This is a genomic window from Luteimonas mephitis DSM 12574 (genome assembly GCF_000422305.1).
Classification (GTDB): Bacteria; Pseudomonadota; Gammaproteobacteria; order Xanthomonadales; family Xanthomonadaceae; genus Luteimonas; species Luteimonas mephitis.
The window spans coordinates 83823-108963 of sequence record NZ_AULN01000013.1 but is presented as its reverse complement, the minus strand read 5'-3'; the positions used below and the strand labels follow the sequence as shown (position 1 = coordinate 108963).

General features: G+C 69.0%; 22 protein-coding genes. 11 read left to right on the top strand and 11 right to left on the bottom strand.

The window, feature by feature from the left end; all coding sequences use genetic code 11:
• Positions 1–2 precede the first annotated feature (2 nt).
• From H570_RS0103000 to H570_RS0102985, 4 genes are all read left to right on the top strand, one after another.
• Positions 3–1802: an SLC13 family permease gene (locus tag H570_RS0103000; RefSeq protein WP_027079454.1), complete on the top strand. Its 1800-nt coding sequence runs from the start codon at positions 3–5 to the stop codon at positions 1800–1802.
• A gap of 219 nt (positions 1803–2021) precedes the next feature.
• Positions 2022–3467: a cardiolipin synthase gene (cls, locus tag H570_RS0102995; RefSeq protein ID WP_051176047.1), complete on the top strand. Its 1446-nt coding sequence runs from the start codon at positions 2022–2024 to the stop codon at positions 3465–3467.
• A gap of 235 nt (positions 3468–3702) precedes the next feature.
• Positions 3703–3960 (top strand): hypothetical protein, encoded by a 258-nt coding sequence (locus tag H570_RS0102990; protein WP_027079452.1) that lies wholly within the window; start codon positions 3703–3705, stop codon positions 3958–3960.
• 13 nt (positions 3961–3973) lie between these two features.
• A complete protein-coding gene (locus tag H570_RS0102985) occupies positions 3974–4717 on the top strand; it encodes a pyridoxine 5'-phosphate synthase (RefSeq protein WP_027079451.1) in 744 nt (247 codons plus the stop codon).
• Between the two features lie 219 nt (positions 4718–4936).
• On the opposite strand, the gene H570_RS0102980 is transcribed toward H570_RS0102985, so the two are convergent.
• The 11 genes from H570_RS0102980 to dnaA all read right to left on the bottom strand — a co-directional run bounded on the left by H570_RS0102980 (position 4937) and on the right by dnaA (position 16989).
• On the bottom strand, positions 4937–5350 hold the full coding sequence (locus H570_RS0102980; protein WP_027079450.1) for an ExbD/TolR family protein: 414 nt from the start codon (positions 5348–5350) through the stop codon (positions 4937–4939).
• A 12-nt stretch (positions 5351–5362) separates the two neighbouring features.
• A complete protein-coding gene (locus tag H570_RS0102975) occupies positions 5363–5791 on the bottom strand; it encodes an ExbD/TolR family protein (protein ID WP_027079449.1) in 429 nt (142 codons plus the stop codon).
• 26 nt (positions 5792–5817) lie between these two features.
• Positions 5818–6585, bottom strand: coding sequence for a MotA/TolQ/ExbB proton channel family protein (locus H570_RS0102970; protein WP_027079448.1), 768 nt, complete (start codon positions 6583–6585; stop codon positions 5818–5820).
• Positions 6586–6679: 94 nt separating this feature from the next.
• Positions 6680–7357: an energy transducer TonB gene (locus H570_RS0102965; protein WP_027079447.1), complete on the bottom strand. Its 678-nt coding sequence runs from the start codon at positions 7355–7357 to the stop codon at positions 6680–6682.
• 142 nt (positions 7358–7499) lie between these two features.
• On the bottom strand, positions 7500–8729 hold the full coding sequence (locus H570_RS0102960; RefSeq protein WP_027079446.1) for a tetratricopeptide repeat protein: 1230 nt from the start codon (positions 8727–8729) through the stop codon (positions 7500–7502).
• Positions 8730–8835: 106 nt separating this feature from the next.
• Positions 8836–9645, bottom strand: a complete 810-nt coding sequence (locus H570_RS0102955) for a M48 family metallopeptidase (RefSeq protein WP_027079445.1) — start codon at positions 9643–9645, stop codon at positions 8836–8838.
• 60 nt (positions 9646–9705) lie between these two features.
• Entirely contained in the window at positions 9706–10533 is an 828-nt protein-coding gene (locus H570_RS0102950) for a CPBP family intramembrane glutamic endopeptidase (protein ID WP_051176045.1), read from the bottom strand.
• 13 nt (positions 10534–10546) lie between these two features.
• Positions 10547–12994, bottom strand: coding sequence for a DNA topoisomerase (ATP-hydrolyzing) subunit B (gene gyrB / locus H570_RS0102945; RefSeq protein ID WP_051176043.1), 2448 nt, complete (start codon positions 12992–12994; stop codon positions 10547–10549).
• A gap of 117 nt (positions 12995–13111) precedes the next feature.
• Entirely contained in the window at positions 13112–14197 is a 1086-nt protein-coding gene (gene recF / locus H570_RS0102940; RefSeq protein ID WP_027079442.1) for a DNA replication/repair protein RecF, read from the bottom strand.
• A gap of 76 nt (positions 14198–14273) precedes the next feature.
• Entirely contained in the window at positions 14274–15374 is a 1101-nt protein-coding gene (gene dnaN / locus H570_RS0102935; RefSeq protein ID WP_027079441.1) for a DNA polymerase III subunit beta, read from the bottom strand.
• A 289-nt stretch (positions 15375–15663) separates the two neighbouring features.
• Positions 15664–16989 (bottom strand): chromosomal replication initiator protein DnaA, encoded by a 1326-nt coding sequence (dnaA, locus tag H570_RS0102930; protein WP_027079440.1) that lies wholly within the window; start codon positions 16987–16989, stop codon positions 15664–15666.
• 248 nt (positions 16990–17237) lie between these two features.
• On the opposite strand from dnaA, the gene rpmH reads away from it, so the two are divergent.
• From rpmH to H570_RS0102895, 7 genes are all read left to right on the top strand, one after another.
• A complete protein-coding gene (gene rpmH / locus H570_RS0102925; RefSeq protein ID WP_013536759.1) occupies positions 17238–17378 on the top strand; it encodes a 50S ribosomal protein L34 in 141 nt (46 codons plus the stop codon).
• Between the two features lie 62 nt (positions 17379–17440).
• Positions 17441–17884: a ribonuclease P protein component gene (gene rnpA, locus H570_RS0102920; RefSeq protein ID WP_027079439.1), complete on the top strand. Its 444-nt coding sequence runs from the start codon at positions 17441–17443 to the stop codon at positions 17882–17884.
• Positions 17884–19608 carry a membrane protein insertase YidC gene (gene yidC / locus H570_RS0102915; RefSeq protein WP_027079438.1) on the top strand — a complete coding sequence of 575 codons (1725 nt, stop codon included), beginning with the start codon at positions 17884–17886 and terminating at the stop codon, positions 19606–19608. Before rnpA ends, yidC begins: the two co-directional genes overlap by 1 nt.
• Before the next feature lie 111 nt (positions 19609–19719).
• A complete protein-coding gene (gene mnmE, locus H570_RS0102910; RefSeq protein ID WP_027079437.1) occupies positions 19720–21072 on the top strand; it encodes a tRNA uridine-5-carboxymethylaminomethyl(34) synthesis GTPase MnmE in 1353 nt (450 codons plus the stop codon).
• A 115-nt stretch (positions 21073–21187) separates the two neighbouring features.
• Entirely contained in the window at positions 21188–22204 is a 1017-nt protein-coding gene (locus H570_RS0102905; RefSeq protein ID WP_051176041.1) for an energy transducer TonB, read from the top strand.
• Between the two features lie 546 nt (positions 22205–22750).
• A complete protein-coding gene (locus H570_RS0102900; RefSeq protein WP_027079435.1) occupies positions 22751–23932 on the top strand; it encodes a class I SAM-dependent rRNA methyltransferase in 1182 nt (393 codons plus the stop codon).
• A 112-nt stretch (positions 23933–24044) separates the two neighbouring features.
• Positions 24045–25121, top strand: coding sequence for a DUF5694 domain-containing protein (locus tag H570_RS0102895; RefSeq protein ID WP_036134991.1), 1077 nt, complete (start codon positions 24045–24047; stop codon positions 25119–25121).
• Positions 25122–25141 lie beyond the last annotated feature (20 nt).

The window sequence follows — 25141 nt, the reverse complement described above, 5'->3', positions numbered from 1 at the left end:
CAATGGCCCTGGACCAGATCCTGTTCCTGCTCATCCTCGCCGGCGGACTCTACCTGTTCGTCAGCGAGCGCGTGCGCATCGATGTCAGCGCGATGCTGATCCTGCTGGCACTGGTGGTGACCGGGGTGCTCGACGGCGACCAGGCGCTGTCGGGGTTCGCCAGCGAGCCGGCGATCATCGTCGCGGCGGTGTTCGTGATCTCCGGCGGCCTGGCGGCCACCGGGATCACCGAGCACATCGGCCAGTGGATCGGCCGCGCGTCGGGCAGGAGCGAAGGCCGCGCGATCGCGGTGACGATGCCGGCGGTGGCGGCGATGGCGTCGTTCACCCACCACGTGATGGTCACCGCGATGATGCTGCCGATCCTGACCCGCTTCGCCAAGGCGAACGGACTGTCGGCGTCGCGGCTGCTGATGCCGATGTCGTTCGCCGCCTCGCTCGGCACCACCCTGACACTGGTCAGCGCACCGGCATTCCTGCTCGCCGACAACCTGCTCGAACGCTCGGGCGAGAAGGGGCTGGACATCTTCTCGATCACCCCGATCGGGCTGGCGCTGGTGGTGGTCGGCGTGGTCTACATGCTGCTGGCGCGCTGGATGCTGCCCAAGCGCACCGGCAAGTCCGGCGACGACGAGTACCTGCGCCTGGACCGCTATCGCACCGAACTGCTGGTGGTGAAGGACTCGCGTTGGAACACGCGCCCGCTGGGCGAGCTGCAGAAGGCGCTGGGCGACAAGTTCCGCCTGGTCGGCTGGATCCGCGACGACAAGCTGCGCAGCGACCTGGGCAAGGGCAACCCGCTGCTCAGCGGCGACGTGCTGCTGGTGGAGGCGTCAGCCGACGCGCTGGCGTCGCTGCACGACGACCCGGGCATCATGCTCGCGCCGGTCGCGCGCTTCGGCGGCAAGGCCAGCGACGACGAGGCGCAGCTGGTACAGGCGGTGATCGGCCCGGGTTCGGAATTCATCGGCCGCAGCATCCGCGAGCTGGAATCCTCGCGCCAGTTCCAGGCGGTGATCGCGGGACTGTGGCGCCGCGACGGCGGGATCGCGCAGCGGCTGTCCGACGCGCGCCTGCGCGAGGGCGACCTGCTGGTGCTGTGGGGCAAGCCGGAGAATTTCGCCGACCTGGCCACGCATCACGGCTTCCTGATGCTGGTGCCGTTCGCTGGCGAGGCCAAGCGCCGGGTGCGCGCGCCGCTGGCGCTGGCGATCCTCGGCGCCACCGTGCTGGCCGCCGCCACCGGCTGGCTGCCGGCGCCGATGGCGTTCCTGTTCGGCGCGGTGGCGATGGTCGCGCTGCGCTGCGTCGAGATCGGCCAGGCCTACCGCAGCATCGACGTGCGCGTGTACGTGATGATCGCCGGCGTCATTCCGCTGGGGATCGCGATGGAGCAAAGCGGCACCGCAAAACTGCTTGCAGACGCGCTGCTGCCGCTGGTGCACGACTGGCCGACGCTGCCGATCCTGCTGGTGATGTTCACCGCCGCCGCGCTGCTGACCCAGATCCTGTCGGATTCGGCGACCACGGTGCTGCTCGGCCCGATCGCCGTCGCCCTGGCCGAGTCGCTCGGGCTGCCGTCGACGCCGTTCGTGGTCTGCACCGCGTTGGGCGCGGTGGTGGCGTTCCTGACCCCGATCGGCCACCACGGCAACCTGCTGATCCTCGGCCCCGGGCAGTACCGGTTCTCGGATTTCATCAAGATCGGCGCGCCGTTGACGGTGCTGCTGGCCGTCGTCTGCGCATGGATGACGCGCTGGCTGTGGCTGGGCGGCCCGCTGCTGCCATTCGCGGGCGGCTGACCGCACGCGCCGCGCCGCTCGCCGGTTGCCATCGGCCCGTGCCGCCCGCGGCGTCGGCTGCACGGGCACATCCGCATTGCCGGCCCGCGAACGGGCAGGCCGCCGCCTCGTGCGTGGACCGCGGCTTTCACTTTGCCATCGTCCCGTCTCCGCTTACGCTGGCGCGCAGGCGTTGCAGCGGCGGTGACATCGCACCGCACGACGAAGGAGCCCGACCGCATGTTCGACCCGCTGCACGACGCCTGGCAGGCGTTCATCGCCATCCCGCACCTGCGCCTGTACATCGCCGCGATCTGGATTGCATACCTGGCCTGGCTGGGCGGCTGGATCGTGCTGCAGAAGCGCGAACCGGTCGCCACGCTCAGCTGGCTGCTGGGGCTGGCGGCGCTGCCGGTGGTGGGCTTCCTGGTCTACCAGGTGTTCGGACCGCAGAAGATCAAGCGCCATCGCCTGCGCCGCAGCGGCAGCCGGATGCCGCGCGAGGCCGCCGGTCCGGAAGACGCGCACGACGAAGCAGTGGAGCTGGCACGGCTGGGCGCGGCAACGACCGGACTGCCGCCGTCCACGGCGCGGTCGGTACGGCTGCTCATTGACGGCGCGGCCACCTACGAAGCCCTGCTCGAGGCGATCGGCAACGCGCGCGCGCACATCCACCTCGAGTACTACATTTGCCAGCCCGACCGCACCGGCAGCGCCCTGCTCGAGGCGTTGGTCGAACGCGCGCGCGCCGGCGTCAAGGTGCGGCTGCTGCTCGACGCCGTCGGTTCGTCGAGGGCGACCAAGCGCTTCTTCGCCCCGTTGCTGGCGGCCGGCGGCGAGTTCGCCTGGTTCCATCCCGTGCGCTTCGGCCGGATCTGGACGCGCACCTGGATCAACATGCGCACCCACCGCAAGATCGTGGTGATCGACGGCGTGGTCGGTTTCACCGGCGGCATCAACGTCACCGACGACGAGAACGATTCGCTGCGCGACGACGCCTATCGCGACCTGCACCTGCGGATCGACGGCGACGCGGTGCGGGCGCTGCAGGTGGTGTTCGTCGAGGACTGGATGTACGCCACCCACAGCCGTGCGTTGCTGGCCGAACTGTCGCGAGACCCACCTCCGCGCAGGTCCGGGCCGGTCTCCGCGCAGGTGCTGCCGTCGGGGCCGGATTCGTCGTGGGAGTCGATCCACCGCATGCACGTCTCCGCGATCCACGCCGCGCGCGAACGGGTCTGGCTGTCGACGCCCTACTTCGTGCCCAGCGACGCGGCCCTCATGGCGCTGACCTCGGCCGCGCTCGGCGGGCTGGACGTGCGGCTGATGGTGCCGCGGCGCAGTGACAGCCTGCTGGTGACGCTGGCGGCGCGCTCGTACTTCGACGACCTGATCGCCGCCGGGGTGAAAGTGTACGAGTACGGGCCGCGGATGCTGCATACCAAGGCGCTGCTGGTCGACGACGCGTTCGCGCTGATCGGCTCGGCGAACTTCGACAACCGCAGCTTCCGCCTCAACTTCGAGCTGTCGGTGCTGTTCCACGACACCGCGATCGCGGCGCAGCTGGCCGCGCTGTTCGAGCACGACTTGGCGAACGCGCCGCAGGTGCGCGACGACCGCGCGCGGCCGCTGCTGCACGCCCGCCTGCCCGAGGCGCTGGCGCGGCTGGGGGCGCCGCTGCTGTAGCGGGGCGTTGCGGGCCACGCCGCCTGCGCCACCTCCAATTCTTCCGATACCCGTAGGAGCGGCCCATGGCCGCGAGCTTTTCGATCGCGCGCTCATCAGGGAGAAGCTCGCGGCCATGGGCCGCTCCTGCGGGGGATGCCTTGGCGCGTAGAGTGAAATCCGTCGCAGTGCCACCCTGCGACGCGCGCTTCCGGCCGGTTAGACTGTCGGCGTTTCCACGACCGGGGAATGGCGCATGGTCTGGCTCTACCTGCTGTTGGCGCTGGCCGCGTTCGCGGTGGCGCTCAAGTCGACATCGATCGCGCTGTCGGTGCTCTGCCTGCTGGCGGCGCTTGGCTTCCTGCTGGCCACGGTGCTGGGCGTGCTGGCGCGCCGCATCGGCAGCCAGAGCCGCGATGAAAGCCTGATCCTCGACCCGGCCGAACTCCGCCGCCTGCGCGAACAGGCCCAGGCCCGCCGCGCCGCTGCCGGCAGCGAGCCGCCGCCGGCGTGAGCCGCCAGCGCGCATGACCGTCCTCAGCGTCAACCTCAACAAGGTCGCGGTGCTGCGCAACTCGCGCGGCGGCGACGAGCCCGACCTGCTGCGTGCCGCGCGCACCTGCCTGGACGCGGGCGCGCACGGCATCACCGTGCACCCGCGCCCCGATGCGCGCCATGCCCGCGCCGACGACGTCTACGCGCTGGCCGAGCTGACCCGCGCGTACGGAGTCGAGTTCAACCTCGAAGGCAACCCGTTCGCGCCGCCGCGCCCGGGCTACCCGGGCTTCCTCGCCTTGTGCGAACAGGCGCGCCCGGCGCAGGCGACCCTGGTCCCCGACGGCGATGCCCAGCTGACTTCCGACCACGGCTTCGACTTCGCCCGCGACGCCGAATCGCTGGCGCCGCTGGTCGCGCGGCTGCAGGCGCTGGACTGCCGGGTCAGCCTGTTCGCCGACACCGGCGCCGACGTGGCGCGCGCCGCCGCGATCGGCGCCGCGCGCATCGAGCTGTACACCGGGCCGTACGCCGAAGCCTTCACCGCGGGAACGCAGGCATCCGCGCTGCCCGCCTACGCCGATACCGCGCGCGCCGCCGCCGCGGCCGGACTCGGCGTCAACGCCGGCCACGACCTGAGCCAGGCCAACCTCGCCGCCTTCCTCGACGCGGTGCCGAACGTGCTGGAGGTGTCGATCGGCCACGCGCTGATCGGCGAGGCGTTGTACGAGGGCCTGGCCACCACGGTCCGCCGCTACCTGGCGCTGCTGGCCTGACGCCACCGGCGCAGCGGCGCCGGGGACATTCGATGTCGTGCAGGTGGCGCCTTGGAGGCAAGCGGCGTTGGCTGCGGCATCCCGGCCAGCGTGTCCCCGGTCGCTGCCGGCATGTCCGCACGTGAAAGCGCAGGCACCAAAAAAACGCCGCCCTGGAGGGCGGCGTTCAAAGGTAAGCGCGGGTGGCGCACTGCAGGTGCGCCGCCCCCGGTGGAACGGTTACTTCTTGACGAAGCCGATCTTCTGCATCTGCGCGTTCCGGGCGATCGCCAGGACCTTGGCGAGCGTGCCGTATTCGGCCTGGTCGTTGACGTCGATCTCCAGCGTCGGCTGGTTGTTGACGTCACGCTCGACCTCGGCCTCCATCATGTTGCGCAGCGCCGACATCGGCGTCGGGCTGTCGTTCCAGAAGATGGTGCCGGACTGGTCGATCCGCAGGCGGATCGGCTCGGGTGGATCCAGCGGGTTCACCGGCGGAGTCAGTGAACGCTGCGGGAGATCGATATCGATCGGGTACGACGGGATCGGAGCGGTCATCATGAAGATGACCAGGAGCACGAGCATCACGTCCGCGAGCGGGATGATGTTCATGTCCGACATCGCACCGCCATCGGAGTTGGAAGAAAAGGCCATGGCGCGATGTCCTCAGTGGTTCTGTTCTTTCGTGGCGACGAAACCGACCTTGCGCATCCCCTGCGCCTGGGCCATGTTGACCACGTCCTTGATCGCCTGGTACCGGGTGGTCTTGTCGCCGCGGATGTTGACCGCCGGCTGCGGCGTCTTCTGCGCTTCGACCGCCAGCTGGCTCTCCAGCACGTTTGGCGTCACCGCCTGGTCGTTCCAGTAGACGGCGCCGTCTTCGGTGATCGCCAGGGTGATCGGCTGCACCTTGTTCTTGGCGTCATCAACGCTGTCGAGGTTGGCCTCGGGCAGCTTCACCTCGATCTTGTGCGACATCAGTGGTGCCGTGACCATGAAGATGATCAGCAGCACCAGCAGCACGTCCACGAGTGGAACGACGTTGATGTCAGCCTTCGGCGCGCCGCTGCCGCTGTCGTTGGCACTGAAAGCCATATCCGGACTCCGTCAGACGATGCGGATTACCGCTTGACCGAAACTTCGCCGACGCGCGAGCCGGTGGCGAAGAAGTCATGCAGGTCGTGCGCGAAGGTATCGAACTTGTTGTTGGTGATGCGGTTCAGGCGCACGAAGAAGTTGTAGCCGAGCACCGCCGGGATCGCCACGAACAGGCCGAACGCGGTCATGATCAGCGCCTCGCCCACCGGGCCGGCCACCGCGTCGATCGACGCCTGGCCGCCGGCACCGAGCCGGATCAGCGCGCCGTAGATGCCCACCACGGTACCGAGCAGGCCGACGAACGGGGCGGTCGCACCGATCGAGGCGAGCACGGTCAGGCCGCTTTCGAGCTTCATCGATTCGCGGGTCACGCCCTGGCGCAGCGCGCGGTCGACGAACTCGGAGCGGTTGAGCGACTCGACCAGGCGCGAGCCTTCGCTGCGCTGGTGGTGTGCCGCGGCCTGGGCGGCGTCGAGCGCGATCTTCGAGAACGGCTCGCTGCGCGGCTGTTCTTCCATGTAGCGGATCGCATCCTGCGCGTTGGTGGTTTCCCAGAACGTGGACACCACCGCGTCACCGCGGCGGCGCAGGTTCGCGTTCTTCAGCAGGTTGACGACGATCCAGTAGATCGCCATCACCGACATCAGGATCAGGGTCAGGGAAACCACCCACTGGACGACGTGCTGTCCCGGGTTGGAGACCATTTCGTTGATCAGATGGTCGGCACCCATCTGGGAGAGGGCGGCGGCGGCATCGCCTCCGGGTGCAGCGTTGGTGATTTCCTGCAGCATGACGCTTACCTTTGGATTGTTGTGGTTTGGAGTTTGTTTGAATCGTTGGAACGGGTGTTGCAAATGAAGCTGGATCTCGGTGCCGACCGGTCGGTCAGCCGCCGAGGTTGAAGTCGACGGGGACGCGGACCCGGCCTGCGGCCTTCTGCCCGTTCACCAACGATGGATTGAAGCGCCAGGTCTTGGCTGCGGCGATCGCGGCCCGGTCGAGGTCGCGGTTGCGGCTGGATTTCTCCACCGACACGTCGACCACGTTGCCGTTGGCATCGACGTCGATGATCAGGATCACCGTGCCCTCGATGCCCGCGCGGACGGCCGACGGCGGGTACTTCGGCGGATTCATGTTCTTCGACGAGATGTCGACGCTGGCGCCGATGTTCTGCTGCGGCTGCGGCGGCGCGGGCGGCGCGGGCGGCGGCGCGGGGGTGTCCATTGGCGACGGCTCGTCGAACACCACCGGCGGCTCTTCCGGCGGCGGCGGCAAGGGGGTGGGCTGCGGCGGCGCCAGCTGCTTGATCTCCTGCGGCTTGGGCGGCTCCGGCGGGGGCGGCGGCGGCGGCGGCGGCGGCGGCGGCGGTTCGATGATGACCACGCGGGTCACGTCTTCATCCTCCTGCCCGCCGCCCGGAGGAGTCACCGGTGCCAGCAGCACCATCAGCGCCGCGACATGGACCGCGATCGCCAGGGTGATGCCGGTGATGCGCGGCCAGTTCAGGCCATCATCATCCTCGCGGTCATTGTGCTTCGGGTGGATCGGCAACTGTTCCGTCATGCGCAGCGGGCTCGAAATAGGGCCGGACGCCGCGGCGCCCCGGGTGTTGTTGGTCCGCGGCGTTTTCGGTCGCGGGAACCTGCAAGCTTATACCAATCGAGGCAGTCGATACCAACAACCGCCATCCGGATCAAACGGATCCTCAGCCCTTCTGGGCGAGGACCTTCCTGGCTTCCTCCGGCTTCTTCACGCCCTTGTCGAGCGCCTTCTGCGCGGCCTGCTTGGCCTCGCCCAGGCGGTTCTCGCTCCACAGGATCCGGGCCAGGTTCAGGTAGGCTTCGCCGTCCGGCGCCAGCGGTGCACCCTTCTGGTAGCTCTCGATCGCGAGCGCGGGCTGGTCGGTGAAGTAGTAGGCCTGGCCCAGCGCAACGTAGGTCTTGTAGTCGGGCTTGATCACGCCCTTGTCCAGGCCTTCGTTGATGACCGCGATGCCTTCCTTCTCGCGGCCTTCGGTATTGAGGTAGAGGGCATAGAGGTTGCGGTAGTCGCGGTCCTCGGTGAGCTGGCCCTTGGCGCGCATCTTTTCCAGCAGCGCGATCGCCTTGTCGTTCTGGCCGGCCTGCATGTAGATCGAAGCCAGGTTCAGCTGCAGCTTCTTGTCATCGGGGCTCTTGGCCAGCGCCGCTTCGGCGATCTCCGCCGCCTTGGCGGGCTGGTCGCTGTCGAAGTACGACGCCATCAGCAGCTGCTGCCATTCGGGCTTGGCCTCGGCACCGGCGACGTCGATCGCCTGGGTCAGGGCGGCGATCGCCTCCGGATAGCGCTCCAGCCGGTACAGGGCGTTGCCCTTGATCGCCAGCACCTCGGGGTTGGTGGTCCGCGTCTCGGCAATCAGCTTGTCGATGGTCGCCAGGCCCTTGGCATCGTCATCGCCCTGCATCTGCAGCTGGCCGAGCATCAGCATCGAGTCGTAGTGCTCGTTGTTGCTCAGGCCGTTGAAATCGAGCGCCTTCTGCAGGTAGGCCATCGCCTTGGCATCGTCCTCGCCGACCAGGCTGGCGGCAGCCAGGCGGGCGGAGATGGCGCGTTCGTAGGCGTTGGCCTTGTCGTTGGCGATCATTTCGTCGGCAAGCGGGACGACCACGGCCGGATCGTTCTCGCCGTAGGCGTCGAAGATCTTCTTCAGCTTCGCGCTCAGCTTGGCCGACGCCTTGGCCTCGGGCTCCTCGCGGGTGGCGTTGGGGTACTTGGCTTCCACCTTGGCAGCCGAGCCCTTGTCCTGCTGCTGCTCCTTGTCGGCCTTGCGTCCCTTGCGCCCGCTGTGGAACGCATCGGATGCGGACTGGGCGAAGGTTTCCGTCGCGGCTCCGGTCAGGAACAGGGCAAGCAGGGCGGTGCCCAGGGCGTGGCGGACGGGGAAGGTCTTCGACATGGGATCACCTTGCAATCGTTGCTAAGAGGATGGCGCCCGGCCGCGGCCGGGCTGCGAAAGCTAGCAGAAACCGCTGAAACGCGCGCTATTTCAATTTAACGCAAGCTCAGCCACAGCGCGGCGTGCGGCCGCTGGCACGGGCCTGTTCATAGCGCGGCAGCAGGCCATTGGCTCGCGCCTGCAGCTCGCCGATGCGTGCCTTGGGATCGGGGTGGGTCGACAGCCATTGCGGCGGACGGTTGCCGCCGGCACCCATCATGTTCTGCCACAGGTTCACCGCCGCGCGCGGATCGAAGCCGGCCTTGGCCATCAGGTCCTGGCCGACGATGTCGGCCTCGGTTTCCTGGTCCCGCGAGTTGGGCAGCAGGAAGAAGCCCTGCGCGGCGATGCTGCCCAGCTGGGTGGTGGTATTGGCCGCGGCGTCGCCGTAGCCGGCCCCGACCAGGCCGCCGGCCACGCCCAGCGCGCCTTGCGCCATCATCTGCCGGGTGATGCGCTCGTCGTGGTGGTGGGCGATGACGTGGCCGATCTCGTGGCCGATTACCGCGGCCAGCTGGTCCTGGTTCCTGGCGGCCTTGAAGATGCCGGTGTAGACGCCGACCTTGCCGCCCGGCAGGGCGAACGCATTGGGTTCGTCGTTGACGAACACGGCCGCGTCCCAGGCCGTGCCCTGCCCGCTGTTGGCGGGCAGCTCCCGCACCAGCGCGGAGACCACGCAGCGCACGTACGCCAGCTGGCGCGCATCCTTGCTCTGCGGCGTCTTGGCCTTGGTTTCGGCAAACGCCAGCGCGCCCATCTGGTTGAGCTGGTCCTGCGAGACCGCGCCGACGTACTGGGTGCGGCCGGTCGGTGACGTGGTGGTCGCGCAGGCGGCGACGCCGGCGGCGATGGCAAGGCCGAGCAGGAGCTTCTTCATGGCGGGTTTTTTCCTTGGCATCGAATCGATGGTTGTAATCGAGAGTGGATCAACAGTCCGTCAATGCACGCTCCACAGCAGCAGCGCGCTGGCGACCAGGTTGTTGAGGGCATGGGCGCCAATCGCGGCCCACAGGGTCCCCGTGCGACGGTAGACCCAGGCGAACAGCGCCCCCATCACCGCGTAGCAGGTCCACAGCAGGGTACCGGCCAACGGCCCGTTGCCGCCCGTCCCCGGCAATTCGTGCATGCATGCGAACGCCGCGCTGCTCAGCACCAGCCCCAGCAGCGGCCGGCCGGCGGCCCAGAGCCGGCCGAACAGCACGCGCCGGAACAGCAGTTCCTCGTACAGCGGTGCCAGCAGCACGACGAACAGCGGCAGCAGGATCGGGTGCCGGGCACCAACCGCCTCGATCAGCGGCTGGTTGGCCGGCACCTGCTCGATCCCGGCCTGCTGGGCCAGCGTGGTGACCGTGGCGCTGATGGCGAAGGCCGCCATGCCGGCCAGCGCGGCCCAGCCCCAGGTCGACGCCCGAAGCGCGGCGGCACGTGACGCCCGCCGCTCGCCGGCCGACGCGCGGCCGCGCCAGAAGTACAGCGCCAGCGCCGCCGCCGCGGTGGCGAACACGCTGATGACGAGCAGGGCCGTGCCCTGTGGCTCGCCGATCCGCGCGGCCACCTGCCCGGGATCAAGCGCTGCCCCGCCCTCGAGGCCCAGTTGCGCGCCCCGGACCACGGCCCAGGCCGCCAAGCCGGCAACCGAGAGGCCGAACACCAGCCCCATCGCCAGCAGCAGATCGACCGCGAACGCGGCCAGCGACTGCCGCCACGGCTGCGCCGGCAGCGGTGGCGGTGGTGGCGCAGCGATGATGTCGGTGCGAACCTCCACCCGCCGACGGTCGTCAGATGTCGAGGTTGGACACCTTCAGCGCGTTGTCCTCGATGAACTCGCGACGCGGTTCGACGACATCGCCCATCAGGGTCGAGAAGATCTGGTCGGCGGCCACCGCGTCCTCGATCCGCACCTGCAGCAGGCGCCGCGTGTCCGGATTGACCGTGGTGTCCCACAGCTGCTCGGGGTTCATTTCGCCCAAGCCCTTGAAGCGCTGGATCTGGCGGCCCTTCTTGGCCTCGTCGAGCAGCCAGGCCTGCGCCTCGGCAAAGCTGGCGATCGGCTGCGCGCGGTTGCCGCGCACGATCTGCGCGCCTTCGCGGATCAGGCCGTGCAGCAGCGCAGCGGTGTCGCGCAGCGGACGCAGCTCGCCGGTCTCGAAGGCCGCGAACGGCAGCACCTGGATCAATTCCTCGCCCATGTGCTGGCGCTTGACCAGCAGCGCGCCGGGGCGGGTTTCATCCGCCGCCTGCAGTTCCAGCGAATAACGCGGCTTGCCCAGCCCGCTGCGGTTGAGGCGCTTTTCCAGCGCATCGAGCTCGTGGCGCTCGTCGGTATTGCGCGCCAGGTGCTCGGCGTCGAGCGGGGTGAAGTCGATCAGCGATTCGAGCACCAGCGGGTCGAAACGGTGCGCGTTGCGGGCGATCGCATCGCGCGCGCCGGCGTAGGCCAGCAGCAGTTTCTCCAGCGCCGCGCCCTCGATCGCCGGTTCGCCCTGCGCCGGGACCAGCGACGCGCCCTCGACCGCGTTGCTGGCGAGATACGCGTTGAGCGCCGCGTCGTCCTTCAGGTACAGCTCGGTCTTGCCCTGCTTGATCTTGTACAGCGGCGGCAGGCCGATGTAGATGTAGCCGCGCTCAATCAGCTCCGGCATCTGCCGGTAGAAGAACGTCAGCAGCAGGGTGCGGATGTGGGCGCCGTCGACGTCGGCGTCGGTCATGATGATGATGCGGTGGTAGCGCAGCTTGTCCGGGTTGTACTCGTCGCGGCCGATGCCGGTGCCCAGCGCGGTGATCAGGGTGCCGACCTGGTCGGAGGACAGCATCCGGTCGAAGCGCGCGCGCTCGACGTTGAGGATTTTCCCCCTCAGGGGCAGCACCGCCTGGTTCTTGCGGTTGCGGCCCTGCTTGGCCGAACCGCCGGCCGAGTCGCCCTCGACGATGAACAGCTCCGACAGCGCCGGGTCCTTTTCCTGGCAGTCGGCAAGCTTGCCCGGCAGCCCGGCGATGTCGAGCGCGCCCTTGCGCCGGGTCAGGTCGCGGGCCTTGCGCGCAGCCTCACGCGCACGCGCAGAGTCGACGATCTTGCCGGCGATTGCGCGGGCTTCGTTGGGGTTTTCCTGGAGGAACTCCTCCAAACGTGCGCCGAACGTGTGCTCAACGACCGGTCTCACCTCTGATGAGACCAGCTTTTCCTTGGTCTGCGAGGAGAAGCTCGGATCCGGCACCTTGACCGACAGCACCGCGATCATGCCTTCGCGCATGTCGTCGCCGGACAGGTTGACCTTGGCCTGCTTGGCAATCCCGTTCTGCTCGATGTAGTTGGTCAGCGTGCGCGTGAGCGCGGCGCGGAAACCGATCAGGTGGGTGCCACCGTCCTTCTGCGGGATGTTGTTGGTGAAGCAGAACATCGTCTCCTGGTAGGAGTCGGTCCACTGCAGCGCCACGTCCACGGTGATGCCGGCCTCCTCGCCGCTGACCGAGATCACGTTGGGATGCAGCGGGGTCTTGAGCTGCGCCAGGTGCTCGACGAACGAGGCGATGCCGCCCTGGTAATGGAACGCGTCGCGGCGCCCTTCGCCGCGCTCGTCGATCAGGTTGATCCTGACCCCCGAGTTGAGGAACGACAGCTCGCGCAGCCGCCGGGCGAGGATCTCGTAGTGGAATTCGATGTCGCTGAAGGTTTCGGTGGCCGGCCAGAACCGCACCAGCGTGCCGCGCTTGTCCGACGGCTCCAGCCGCTCCAGCGGCGCCACCGGCTCGCCCATGGCGTATTCCTGGTGGTGATGGAAGCCGTTTCGCCAGATGTCGAGGGTGAGCTTCTGGCTCAGCGCGTTGACCACCGAGACGCCGACGCCGTGCAGGCCGCCGGAGACCTTGTAGCTGTTGTCGTCGAACTTACCGCCGGCGTGCAGCTGGGTCATGATGACCTGAGCCGCAGAGACACCCTCTTCCTTGTGGATGTCGACCGGGATGCCGCGGCCGTTGTCCGACACCGAGACCGAGCCATCCTCGTGGATGGTCACGGTGACGTCGTCGGCGTGGCCGGCCAGGGCTTCGTCGATCGAGTTGTCGACCACCTCGAACACCATGTGGTGCAGGCCGGTGCCGTCGTGGACGTCGCCGATGTACATGCCCGGGCGCTTGCGCACCGCTTCCAGGCCGCGCAGCACGGTGATCCGGCTGGAATCGTAGACGTTGCTCTGGCCCTGCCCGGCGCCCAGGTTGGATTCGGTCATTCGGCTCAAGACTCCCGCGGCGGCGGCGTTTGCCGGCACCGAGACACATTAGCTATGGATGCTTGAATTATAGCAATTCACGGGGTTCCACGCCGTTTCCATCGCATGGCAAGACGATCAGGCCGGCGCGATCCGGCCTTGTTCCACGTGGAACAAAGCGTATTCATGTCCACGCAACGCAGCCTCCGCCGGCAGCTCGGTGCCGGTGACGAAGACCTGCGCCCTGCCCGCAACCAGGCGCGCCAGGATCCGCTGCTGGTGTCCGCGATCGAGCTCGGAAGCGAGATCGTCGAGCAGCACGACCGGCCACTCGCCGCGCACGCCGGCGTAGTGTTCGGCCTGGGCCAGGACGCAGGTCAGCGCGGTGAGCTTGGCCTGCCCGCGTGAGAGCGTTTCACCGTTGGGCAGGCCAGCGTGGCGGATCCGCCAGTCCGCACGGTGCGGGCCGACCGAGGTAAAGCCCGCCTGCAGGTCGCGATCCCGCGCCAGCAGCAGCGCGTCGGCAAGCGACAGCTCGTCTCGACGCCATCCAGGCTGGAATTCCACACTGGCCGGGCCGAGAATCGGGGCAAGTTCGGCCGAAATCGCGCCCAATGGCGCCTGCAACTGCGCCAGATAGGCCTCGCGCAGCCGCGTCATCGGTTCGCCGGCCTCGGCCAGCTCGCGGTCCCAGGCATCCAGCTGGTCGTCGCGAACACGCTGCTTGAGCAGGCTGTTGCGCTGCTTGAGGGCGCGCGCGTAGCGCCGCCAGAGCGGCAGGAAGTCGTGTTCCACGTGGAACAACCCCCAATCGACGTAGCGGCGCCGCGGTTCGCCGCCGCCGCTGACCAGGGCGTGGCTGCCGGGCTCGAAGCTGACCACGGCCAGCGCCGCGCACAGATCCCCGAGATAGGCGACCGGCTGGCCGTCGAGACGGCCTTCCCAGGCTTGCCCGCCATGCCGCAGGCCGGCCTTGCGACGGCGCGTGCCGGTTTCTTCGTCCCATTCGATGTAAACCTCGAGCGCCGACGCGCCGCTGGCCACCAGCCCGTCGCGCACGCGGCCACGGAAGCTGCGTCCATAAGCCAGCAGGTGGATGGCTTCGAGCAGGCTGGTCTTTCCGACGCCGTTGCCGCCGACGAGCAGGTTCAAGCCGCGATCGGGGGTGAGCGCCACCTCGGCGAGGCTGCGCAACTGCCGGACCTCCAGTCGTGACAGGCGCATGCAGCTCAGCCGACGCAGAACAAAACGCCCGGGGCAGGCCGGGCGTCGTGTTCCACGTGAAACAACCTCAACCAGCTCACAGCCGCAGCGGCATCACGACGTGGCGGCAGCGATCATTGGAGGCCTCGCGCACCAGCGCCGAAGAGTTGGCGTCGCGCAGGGCAATCACCACGTGTTCGTCGCGCAGGGCGCTGAGCGCGTCAAGCAGGTAGTTGACGTTGAAGCCGACCGCCAGGTCATCGACCTTGGTGTCGGCCTCCACTTCTTCCTGCGCCTCTTCCTGCTCGGGATTGTGGGCGTTGATCTTCAGCTGGCCGGGGGATACTTCGAGGCGCACGCCGCGGTACTTCTCGTTGGACAGGATCGCGGCGCGCTGCAGGGCCGCGCGCAGGACTTCACGGTCGATGCGGACCTCGCGATCGGCGCCGATCGGGATGACCGCGGCGTAATCCGGGAAGCGGCCGTCGATCAGCTTGCTGGTGAAGGTGACATCGTCGCGCTTGACCCGGATATGGTTGCGGCCCATTTCCAGCTCCAGCGTGCGGTCGCCGCCTTCGAGCAGGCGCTGCAGCTCCTGCACGCCCTTGCGCGGCACGATGATCTGGCGCTTGGTCTGGCCTTCGGCTTCCAGCGCGGTTTCGCACAGTGCCAGGCGGTGGCCGTCGGTGGCGACGCAGCGCAGGTGCCGGTCGCCCAGGTCGAACAGCAGGCCGTTGAGGTAATAACGCACGTCCTGCTGCGCCATCGCGAATGCGGTGCGCTCGATGAGCTCCTTGAGCGCGGATTCCGGCACGCTGACTCGCTCGGTGGCTTCGACCTCGTCCACCGACGGGAAGTCGTTGGCCGACAGGCTGGCCAGGGTGAAGCGGCTGCGTCCGGCCTGCACGGTGACCTTGTCTCCGGTCTGCGAGATGGAGACCTTGCTGCCGTCGGGCAGGGCGCGAACGATATCGAACAGCTTGCGCGCCGGGATTGTGGTCTCACCGTCCTGGGCGTCATCGACCGCGGTGCGGGCGATCATCTCGACTTCGAGGTCGGTGCCGGTCAGCGACAGTTGCCCGCCCTTGACCTGGACCAGCAGGTTGGCCAGCACGGGCAGGGTCTGGCGTCGTTCGACGACGTTGACCACCTGGCCCAGCGGCTTGAGGAAAACTTCGCGCTGCAGACTGAAACGCATGCCGTTTGTGTCCCCTATGCCCTTGCTCTAAGAATGGGATAAATACAAAAGCTGGTGGTGATGGAGTCGCAAAAATCTGGTTGTAACGTTTGTAACTATTTGAATAGTAAGCGATTAATCCGAAAACAAGTCCGTGAATAAGCGCTGCTTCATCGCTGGGGCAAACTGTGGATAACTTTTCGGGTCAGATGCCATCCCCGGGTTGTCCACAGGCTTTCCATGTTCCATCCACTGTCTTGGCCAGCCCGTTGTGCGATGCCTGGCGTGGCGGGCCGACGGCCCGTTTCGTTCATTCACTGAGCTTTCGGATCAGCTTGTCCCAGTCCTCGTGGAGCTTGCCGTCGGTGTCGAGCAGACCGCGGATCTGGCGGCATGCGTGCAGCACCGTGGTGTGGTCGCGCCCGGCAAACGCGTCGCCGATCTCGGGCAGGCTGTGTTCGGTCAGCTCCTTCGCCAGTGCCATCGCCACCTGGCGGGGGCGGGCCAGCGACCGGGTCCGGCGCTTGGACAGCAAATCCTTGATCTGCAACCCATAATAGTCTGCCACGGTCTTCTGGATGTTGGCGATGCTGATCGCCTGCTGCTGCGCCCGCAGCAGGTCGCGCAAGGTCTCCTGGGCGAACTCCTGGGTGATCGCGCGGCCGGTGAAGTTGGCGCGCGCCGCCAGGGTGTTGAGTGCGCCTTCCAGGTCGCGCACGTTGGAGCGCATCTTCTTGGCGATCAGGAAGGCGACGTCCTCCGGCAGGTGCGCGCCGCGCTCGCGCGCTTTCGACAGCACGATCTGGGCGCGGGTCTCGAAGTCGGGCGGGTCGATCGGCACGCTCAGGCCCGAGGCCAGGCGCGATTTCAACCGCGGCTCGAGCCCTTCGACTTCGCGCGGGAAGCGGTCGCAGGTCATGATGATCTGCTGCTTGCCGTCGAACAGCGCGTTGAAGGTGTGGAAGAACTCCTCCTGGGTGCGGTCCTTGCCGGCGAAGAACTGGATGTCGTCGATCAGCAGCGCGTCGACCTGCTGGAACTGGCGCTTGAAGCCGTCCATCTGCTTCTCGTTGAGCGCTTTCATCATCGCGCTGAAGAACTGCTCGCTGCGCACGTACAGCACGCGCATGCCGGGGTTGTGGCGGCGCATCTCGTTGCCGGCGGCGAACATCAGGTGGGTCTTGCCCAGGCCGGTGCCGCCATACAGCAGCAGCGGGTTGTGGGCGCGGTTGCCCGGGTCCTGGGCCGCGTGCCAGGCCGCGGCCCGGCCGAGCTGGTTGCTGCGGCCCTCGACGAAGTTGTCGAAGGTGTAGTGGCTGTCGAGGTTGCCGGCGAAGGCCACCGCCTCCTGCGTGCCGCGCGCCGCGAGCGACGCCGGCGCGGCCCGCTCGGCGGCGACCCGCGGCAGCGAGCCGATCTCCAGCGTGACCTCGGCGTTGCCGGCGAAATGGTCGAGCAGCTCGCGGATCCGCCCCAGGTAGCGGGAGCGGACTTCGTCGCGGACGAAGGCGTTGGGCGCATACAGCACGGTGGCGTCGTCGCGCCAGGTCGCCTGCAGCGGCCTCAACCAGGCATGGACGTCCTCGGCGGGAAATTCGGCTTCAAGGCGTTCGAGGCAACGGGGCCAGACATCCATACGATCGATTCTGCGCAATGACGGCGCCGCGTCGTGCGTCCGGATCCGGGCGCGCAACGGTCGCGGCAGCAAAGGGAACAGGCAGACTACCACCGCACCCGGACAGGCGCACGGACGCGCCGTGGCGACCGCGCCGCGCGCGGGCAGGGCGGCCCAACGCCAGATCATGTGGACCCGGCTTGACCGGCCGAAACCCGCCACAGTAAAATCGCCGGTTCTTTCCGCCGCGTATTCGCTCGAGTCCCGCCATGGCCACCAAGCGCACCTACCAACCCAGCAACCTCAAGCGCAAGCGCGACCACGGCTTCCGTGCCCGCATGAAGACTGCCGACGGCCGCAAGATCCTGGCCCGCCGCCGCGCCAAGGGTCGCAAGCGCCTGACGGCCTGAGGCCGTTTCGCCCCGGCCGGCCCGCGGCCGCGATTGCACCGCTTTGCCTTGCCCATGACGGCATGACTGCCCGCTTCCCGCGCCACGTGCGGGTACGCGCACGCGCCGAGTTCGACCGCGCCTTCCAGCAGGGCCGGCGTACGGCGTCGCCCCTGTTCTCCCTGCATTTCGTCGCCGGTCCGTCGCCGGCGCGGCTCGGCCTTGCCGTGTCGCGCAAGGTCGATCCGCACGCGGTCGGGCGCAACCGCATCAAGCGCGTCCTGCGCGATGTCTTCCGCCGGCTGCGTACGCAGCTGGCTGACGGCGACTACGTCGTGGTCGCGCGCCGGACCGCCTCCGAAACCGGAAACCAGGCCCTTGCCGAGGGTTTCGTGAACCTGCTGCAGCGCGCCGGCGCATTGCCGCAGGCTGGTGCGGACGGCACAATCCCCTCCGCGGCGCCCGCTGCCCCTCCTTCCCATCCCGCGTCGGACGATCGACCCGACGGCCCGAGCCTGCCTGCCTGATGAACCAGACCCGTACTTTCCTGATCTTCGCCTGGATGATGGTGGCGGTACTGCTGTGGATGGAGTGGGGGAAGGAGCGCAATCCCGCGCCCGCCGCGGCCGAAACCGCGCAAACCGCGCCGCAGGCGCCGCCCAGCGCCGGCGCGCTGCCGGGCATGGCGCCGGGCGAGGTGGATGCCGGGATCCCCAGCGCCACGCCCGCCGGCTCCGGGCACGCGGCGGTTGCCGCGGCCACGCCCGCGCCGGTCGCCGACGACCACCGGGTGACCGTGACCACGGACGTGCTGACGCTGTCGCTCGATGGCGGCAACGTGTTCGACGCCAAGCTGCTGCAATATCCGCAGACCAGGGCCGAGGGCAGCCCGCCGGTCAAGCTGCTCGACGACGACCCGGCCCATTACTACGTCGCCAAGAGCGGCTGGACCGCGCAGGGCGGGGCGAGCGTGCCGATGCTGGTGCCGGAGGTGCCGCAGCAGCGCGAGATCACGCTCGCCAGCGGCGAGCCGGCCGTGCAGGTCAGCTTCGTTTCGCCGCCCGGCGCCGCGGTGCGCATCCGCCGGACCTACACGCTTACCCGCGGCAGCTACGCGATCGCGGTGCATGACGAGGTGGTCAACGAGTCCGGCAAGCCGTGGCAGGGCTATGTCTATCGCCAGCTGGCGCGAATCCCGCCGCAGGCCAAGAGCGGCGTCGGTGCCATGACCAACCCGGAGTCCTACAGCTTCGCCGGGGCCAAGTGGTTCAGCGCCGCCGACGGCTACGAGGGCCGCAGGTACAAGGACTTCATGGAGGACGGCCCGCTCGACATCACCGTCACCGGCGGCTGGATCGCGCTGCTGCAGCACCACTTCTTCACCGCCTGGATCCCGCAGAAGGACCAGGCCGCGCGCTTCGGCCTGACCAGCGCCGGCAGCGTCGACGGCATCCATGCGATGGGCCCGTCGTTCTCGCTCGCGCCGGGCGAGAAGGCGGTCAGCGACGCGCGCCTGTGGGTCGGCCCGAAGCTGGTCTCGCAGTTGCGCGCGCAGGACGTGCCGGGGCTCGAGCGGGCGGTCGATTACAGCCGCTTCCAGGTGTTTGCGGTCCTCGCCCAGGGCCTGTTCTGGGTCCTGGCCAAGCTGCACGCGCTGTTCGGCAACTGGGGCTGGGCGATCATCGCGCTGGTCTGCATGCTCAAGCTGGTGCTGTTCCCGCTGTCGGCGGCGCAGTACAAGTCGACCGCCAAGATGCGTCGCTTCCAGCCGCGCATCGCGCAGCTCAAGGAGCGCTACGGCGACGACAAGCAGAAGTTCCAGATGGCGATGATGGAGCTCTACAAGAAGGAGAAGATCAATCCCGTCGGCGGCTGCCTGCCGGTGCTGCCGCAGATGATCATCTTCATGGCGCTGTACTGGATGCTGATGGAGTCGGTGGAACTGCGCCAGGCGCCGTGGACGCTGTGGATCCAGGACCTCACCGCGCGCGACCCGTACTTCATCCTGCCGGCGCTCAACATCGCGATCATGTGGGCCACGCAGAAGCTCACGCCGATGAGTGGCATGGATCCGATGCAGCAGAAGATGATGCAGACGATGCCGATCATCTTCGGCGTGGTCCTGGCCTTCCTGCCTGCCGGCCTGGTGCTGTACCAGGTGGCCAACGGCGGCCTGGGCCTGCTGCAGCAGTGGGTGATCACGAAGAAGTACGCCGAACCCCCGCAGAAGCCGCTGGTGGAGAAGAGCTGACCGGCACGCGTCGATCAGCGCAGCCAAGACCCCGCAGGCCCGCCGCACGGCGGGCCTTGCGCATCCGCGGTTCGCTCCTGCGCGCCGGCCGGGTCTGCGAACATGTCCACCATGAGCCACGACCACGACACCATCGTTGCCATCGCCACCGCGCCGGGCGCGGGCGGGGTCGGCATCGTGCGCCTGTCGGGGCCGCGCTCGCGCGACATCGCGCGCACGGTCTGCGATGGCCGGGTGCTGCGGCCGCGAGTGGCGCGGCACGTGCGCTTCGTCGATGCCGATGGCGCGACGATCGATGACGGCATTGCCCTGTACTTCCGCGCGCCGGCCAGCTACACCGGCGAGGACGTGGTCGAACTGCAGGCGCACGGCAGCCGCGCCGTGCTGCAGCAGCTGGTCGCACGCTGCCAGGCGCTGGGCGCGCGCGGCGCGCGGCCGGGCGAGTTCAGCGAACGCGCATTCCTGGCCGGCAAGCTCGATCTCGCCCAGGCCGAGGCGGTCGCCGACCTCATCGCCGCCGGCGACGAGCGCGCCGCGCGCGCCGCGCGCCGCGCGCTGGACGGCGAGTTCTCGCGCCGCGTCGACGCCATCGCCGCTGAGCTGCTGGCGCTGCGGGTGCACGTCGAGGCCGCGATCGATTTCGCCGACGAACCGCTCGACACCCTCGGCGGTGGCCCGCTGCGCCGGCGCCTCGACGACGCGATCGCGCTGCTCGACGCGCTGCTTGCCGACGCCGAACGCGGCCGCAAGCTGCGCGACGGCCTGCACGCGGTGATCGTCGGCCCGCCCAATGCCGGCAAGAGTTCGCTGCTCAACGCGCTGGCCGGCAGCGACCGCGCGATCGTCACCGACATCGCCGGCACCACCCGCGACCTGCTTCACGAGACCATCCGCATCGACGGCGTCGAGCTGACCCTGGTCGACACCGCCGGGCTGCGTGAGTCCGGGGACGTGATCGAACGCGAAGGCATGCGCCGCGCGCGCGACGAACTGGGGCGCGCCGACATCGCCCTGGTCGTGCTCGATGCCCGTGCGCCCGAAGCCGGGCGCGCCGAGCTGGCCGAGGCGGTAGCCGGCGTGCCGACCCGGCTGTGGCTGCTCAACAAGAGCGACCTGCTCCCGGATACCGGGGTGCCGCCGGCCGGGCTGGATGACGCGCTGTCGGTCTCGGCCCGCACCGGCGCCGGCCTGGACCGCCTGCACGAACGCCTGCGCACGCTGTGGCAGGGCAGCGCGACCGACGCCGCCGAAGGCGCCTTCACCGCCCGGGCGCGCCATGTCGACGCCCTGCGCCGCGCGGCCGGCGAGCTGCGGGTCGCCCGCCAGGCACTGGCCGCGGACAGCCTGGACCTGGCGGCCGAAGCGCTGCGCGCCGGCCACGACGCCCTGGGCGAGATCACCGGCCGGATCGCGCCCGACGACCTACTGGGTCACATTTTCTCGAGCTTCTGCATCGGCAAGTAGCGCGATGCGCGCGCCTGGCGGCCTGGGGAGTTGACAAACCGGTTGTACTATCGCGTCCTAGGCAAGTGCACCAGTCGCACATCCAGGGGGAGTACCGATGTCTTTGTCACAGTCCATGTCACCGCTCGCGCCCGACGCACGGCCGGCACACCTGCGCCTGGCGCTGGGCGTGCTGCTGGTCGTCGCGGTCAGCGCCTGCGGAAAGAAGGAAGACGCCACGCCGGCCTCGGGCGCCGAAACCGCCGCCGCGACCCAGCCGGCGCAGCCGCCGGCGCAGGCGGTCTCGGCGGAGGTCGCCGCGCTCAGCGCCGACGACCTGCGCAAGAAGGCCACCGAGGCCTACCAGGAAAGCAAGCTGTACGCGCCGGCCGGCGACAACGCGATGGAGTACTACCTCGCGCTGCGCGACAAGCTGCCCGGCGACCCCGGCGTGTCCAGCGCGCTGACAGACCTGCTGCCGATGACGGTGATCGCGACCGAGCAAAGCCGTGACCGCGGTGACTTCGACGAGGCGCAGCGCCTCTACGGCCTGATCGAAAAGGCCGACAAGGACCACCCTTCGCTGGCGCGGCTGAAGGCGAGCATCGCCTCTGCCCAGGACGCCGAGATCAAGCGCGTCGAACAACAGAAGCTTTCCGCCGAAGAGGAAGCCGCCAAGAAGCTGCAGCTGGAGAAGGAGCGTGCCGCGCAGCAGCAGTTGCAGCAGCAGCAGGCCGCCGAACAGCTGGCCGCGCAGCAGAAAGCCGAGCAGGAAGCGGCCGCCAGGCGCGAGGCCGAGCAGCAGGCCGCCGCCAAGCGCGAAGCGGACCAGAAGGCCGCGCAGCAGCGCGCAGCCGAGCAGGCACCCAGGCCGGTCGAGAAGGCGACCGTTTCGGCCAGCGACCTGCGCCCGATCAGCACCCCCGCGCCGCGCTATCCGGTGGAGGCGCTGCGTGCAGGCCAGTCGGGCGAAGTGCAGGTGGAGTTCACGGTCGCCGCCGACGGTTCGGTCACCAGCGCCCGCGTGGTCCGTGCCGACCCGCCGCGGGTGTTCGACCGCGAAGCGGTGAACGCGGTCAAGCGCTGGCGCTTCGAACCGACCGGCGCCCCGGTCACCACCCGCCGCACCATCGGCTTCAACCCGGGGGGGTGAGCGACCGCGCTTAGCCGATGTCCTATCGACATCGGCTGCGGTCGCGAACGCCCGGCCAAGGATGGCCGGGCCGGACGATCCGGAGCCCGCGTCGTTGCGCCATGGATGGCAGCCATCCATTTCCAGATGAAACGTGCCCCAGCGGCACTGCCGCGCGGCCTGCCGAACGCCCGGCCAGGGATGGCCGGGCCGGACGATCCGGAGCCCGTGTCGTTGCGCCATGGATGGCAGCCATCCATTTCCAGATGAAACGTGCCCCAGCGGCACTGCCGCGCGGCCTGCCGAACGCCCGGCCAGGGATGGCCGGGCCGGACGATCCGGAGCCCGTGTCGCTGCGCCACGGACGGCCGCCATCGATCTCGCAATGAAACGTGCCCCAGCGGCACCGCCGCGCGGCCTGCCGAACGCCCGGGCAGGAATGGCCGGGCCGGACGATCCGGAACCCGCGTCGTTGCGCCATGGATGACAGCCATCCATTTCCAGATGAAGCGCGCCCCAGCGGCACTGCCGCGCGGCCTCGCCGATGCGGTGCGCGATAATGCGCGCATGAACGACACCGTCCCCACCATCCGCCTGCGCAACGCCTGGCGCGGCAGCCACCCGTGGATCTTCCAGAAGCTGGTGGACAAGCCGGCGCAGCGGCCGAAGCCCGGCAGCATCGTCGACGTGGTCGGCGTTGACGGCACCTGGATCGGACGCGGCTTCTACAACGGCCACTCGCGCATCGCGCTGCGCATGCTGGAAGCCGACCCGGGCGTGGCCGTCGATGCAGCCTGGTTTGTCCACCGTATCGGCGAGGCCGTGCGCCTGCGCCGCGAGATCCTGCGGTTGGACGCGGTGTCCAACGCCTGGCGCGTGGTGCACAGCGAAGGCGATGGCCTCAGCGGGCTGGTGGTCGATCGCTACGACGACCTGCTGGTGGTCGAGTTCTTCAGCGCCGGCATGTATCGGCACCGCGAGTGGATCTACGACGCGCTGCGGCATGAGTTCCCCGACGCGCGCTTCTACAGCTTCGCCGACGAGCACGTGCAGAAGCAGGAGAGCTTCGACTATCGCCCGGTCAGCAGCACCGGCGCGACGCCGGAGCCGGCGATCATCACCGAGCACGGCGTCCGCTTCCGCGCCGATCCCGCGGGCGCGCACAAGACTGGCTTCTTCGCCGACCAGCGCGAGAACCGCGAATGGCTGTCGCACCAGGTCGAGGGCAAGCGCGTGCTCGACCTGTGCTGCAACACCGGCGGCTTCGGCGTGTACGCGGCGGTGCGCGGCGCGAGCGAGGTGGTCGGCATCGACATCGACCAGGACGTGCTCGACATCGCCCGCGGCAACGCGAAACTCAACGACGTGCGCATCCGCTTCGTGCAGGCGGACATCTTCCCGTGGCTGCGCGACGCGGCAAACGCGGGCGACGCCTACGACGTGGTGATCCTCGATCCGGCGAAGATGACCCGCGACCGCGAGCAGGTGATCCCGGCGCTGAAGAAGTACCTCGACATGAACAAGCTCGCGCTGGGCGTGGTGAAACCCGGCGGGCTGCTGGCGACGTTCTCGTGTACCGGCCTCGTCAGCGAGGAGCAGTTCCTCGACATGCTTCGCCGCGCCGGCTACTACGCGGGGCGCACGCTGCAGGTGCTGAAGGTGTCGGGCGCCGGCGCCGACCATCCGTTCCTCGCCAACGTGCCGGAGTCGCGCTACCTCAAAGCGGTGTTCTGCCGCGTGCTGGACTGAGGCGCCGCCGACGCGCCGGCACCATCCGCACGGCGCGCCGTGACTTCCCGCACTCGACCGCACACGGCGCGCGCCGCGATCCTGCGGAGCCCACGCCACGCCGGGTGACGCGATGAGAGGACGAAAGACGACGTATGCGCTGGTCGCGGCCCTGGCCTGGTGCGGCCTGGCGCAGGCGCAGGTCGACCTGTCGATGCTCGACAGCGACATGGCCGGGCCGCGCGCACGGGTGCTGGTGCTGGGCAGCGTGCATCTGTCGCAGCTGCCGGAAGGCACGGAGTTCGACCGTGCATCGCTGCAGCCGCTGCTCCGGAAGCTGGTCGCCTACGCACCGGACGTGATCACCATCGAGGCGTTGTCGGGCGAAACCTGCGACCTGATGCGGCGCCATCCCGCCGTGTACCTGCCTTCGGACGTCGACCATTACTGCCCCGACACGGCGCTTGCGAAGGGCGCGACCGGCCTGGACGTGCCCGCGGCGATCGCCGAGGTGCGGCGGACCCTGGAGACGTGGCCGCAGGCGCCCACCCCCGAGCAGCGCCGCCGCCTGGCGTCGCGGTTCCTGGCCGCCGGCGACCCGGCCTCGGCGCTGGTGCAGTGGTGGCAGCTGCCGGATGCGGAGCGCCGCGCCGGCGACGGCCTCGACGACGCACTTGTGCAGGATCTGCGTGCGCGCGAAGCCAGGGACAACGAGAGCTACCAGATCGCCGCGCGCCTGGCGGCGCGGCTGGGCTTGGCGCGGGTGTATCCGATCGACGACCACACCGCCGACAACGTCGACCTGGGCGGCAGCGCCGAGGAATACGGCAAGACGATCATGGCGCTGTGGGACCAGGCCGCGCCGCGGGCCCGGCCGATGCGCGACCGCGAGGACGCGCTGGCGCGGCAAGGCGAGATGCTGGCGCTGTACCGGTTCATCAACGCGCCCGCGAACCTGCAGCTTCGGGTCGAATCGGATTTCGCCGCGGCCCTGCGCGACGCATCGCCGCAGCACTTCTCCCAGCGCTACGTGGCCGGCTGGGAGGGTCGCAACCTGCGCATGGTCAGCAACATCCGCGCAGCGTTCGGGGATCGCCCCGGGTCGCGCGTCCTGTCGATCGTCGGAGCCACGCACAAGCCCTGGTTCGACAGGCTGCTCGGGCAGATGCAGGGCGTGGACATCGTCGACGCGGAGCAGGTGCTGGAGTAGCGGTGTTTCGCGATCGGTGC

Coding starts and splice junctions, on each gene's coding strand:
- H570_RS0102975 (WP_027079449.1), bottom strand. CDS start 5,791: ATGGCTTTCAGTGCCAACGACAGCGGCAGCGGCGCGCCGAAGGCTGAC.
- rpmH (WP_013536759.1), top strand. CDS start 17,238: ATGGCCACCAAGCGCACCTACCAACCCAGCAACCTCAAGCGCAAGCGC.
- cls (WP_051176047.1), top strand. CDS start 2,022: ATGTTCGACCCGCTGCACGACGCCTGGCAGGCGTTCATCGCCATCCCG.
- H570_RS0102990 (WP_027079452.1), top strand. CDS start 3,703: ATGGTCTGGCTCTACCTGCTGTTGGCGCTGGCCGCGTTCGCGGTGGCG.
- H570_RS0102980 (WP_027079450.1), bottom strand. CDS start 5,350: ATGGCCTTTTCTTCCAACTCCGATGGCGGTGCGATGTCGGACATGAAC.
- H570_RS0102895 (WP_036134991.1), top strand. CDS start 24,045: ATGAGAGGACGAAAGACGACGTATGCGCTGGTCGCGGCCCTGGCCTGG.
- H570_RS0102900 (WP_027079435.1), top strand. CDS start 22,751: ATGAACGACACCGTCCCCACCATCCGCCTGCGCAACGCCTGGCGCGGC.
- rnpA (WP_027079439.1), top strand. CDS start 17,441: ATGACTGCCCGCTTCCCGCGCCACGTGCGGGTACGCGCACGCGCCGAG.
- H570_RS0102970 (WP_027079448.1), bottom strand. CDS start 6,585: ATGCTGCAGGAAATCACCAACGCTGCACCCGGAGGCGATGCCGCCGCC.
- mnmE (WP_027079437.1), top strand. CDS start 19,720: ATGAGCCACGACCACGACACCATCGTTGCCATCGCCACCGCGCCGGGC.
- H570_RS0102960 (WP_027079446.1), bottom strand. CDS start 8,729: ATGTCGAAGACCTTCCCCGTCCGCCACGCCCTGGGCACCGCCCTGCTT.
- H570_RS0103000 (WP_027079454.1), top strand. CDS start 3: ATGGCCCTGGACCAGATCCTGTTCCTGCTCATCCTCGCCGGCGGACTC.
- yidC (WP_027079438.1), top strand. CDS start 17,884: ATGAACCAGACCCGTACTTTCCTGATCTTCGCCTGGATGATGGTGGCG.
- recF (WP_027079442.1), bottom strand. CDS start 14,197: ATGCGCCTGTCACGACTGGAGGTCCGGCAGTTGCGCAGCCTCGCCGAG.
- H570_RS0102985 (WP_027079451.1), top strand. CDS start 3,974: ATGACCGTCCTCAGCGTCAACCTCAACAAGGTCGCGGTGCTGCGCAAC.
- dnaA (WP_027079440.1), bottom strand. CDS start 16,989: ATGGATGTCTGGCCCCGTTGCCTCGAACGCCTTGAAGCCGAATTTCCC.
- H570_RS0102905 (WP_051176041.1), top strand. CDS start 21,188: ATGTCACCGCTCGCGCCCGACGCACGGCCGGCACACCTGCGCCTGGCG.
- H570_RS0102955 (WP_027079445.1), bottom strand. CDS start 9,645: ATGAAGAAGCTCCTGCTCGGCCTTGCCATCGCCGCCGGCGTCGCCGCC.
- dnaN (WP_027079441.1), bottom strand. CDS start 15,374: ATGCGTTTCAGTCTGCAGCGCGAAGTTTTCCTCAAGCCGCTGGGCCAG.
- H570_RS0102965 (WP_027079447.1), bottom strand. CDS start 7,357: ATGACGGAACAGTTGCCGATCCACCCGAAGCACAATGACCGCGAGGAT.
- gyrB (WP_051176043.1), bottom strand. CDS start 12,994: ATGACCGAATCCAACCTGGGCGCCGGGCAGGGCCAGAGCAACGTCTAC.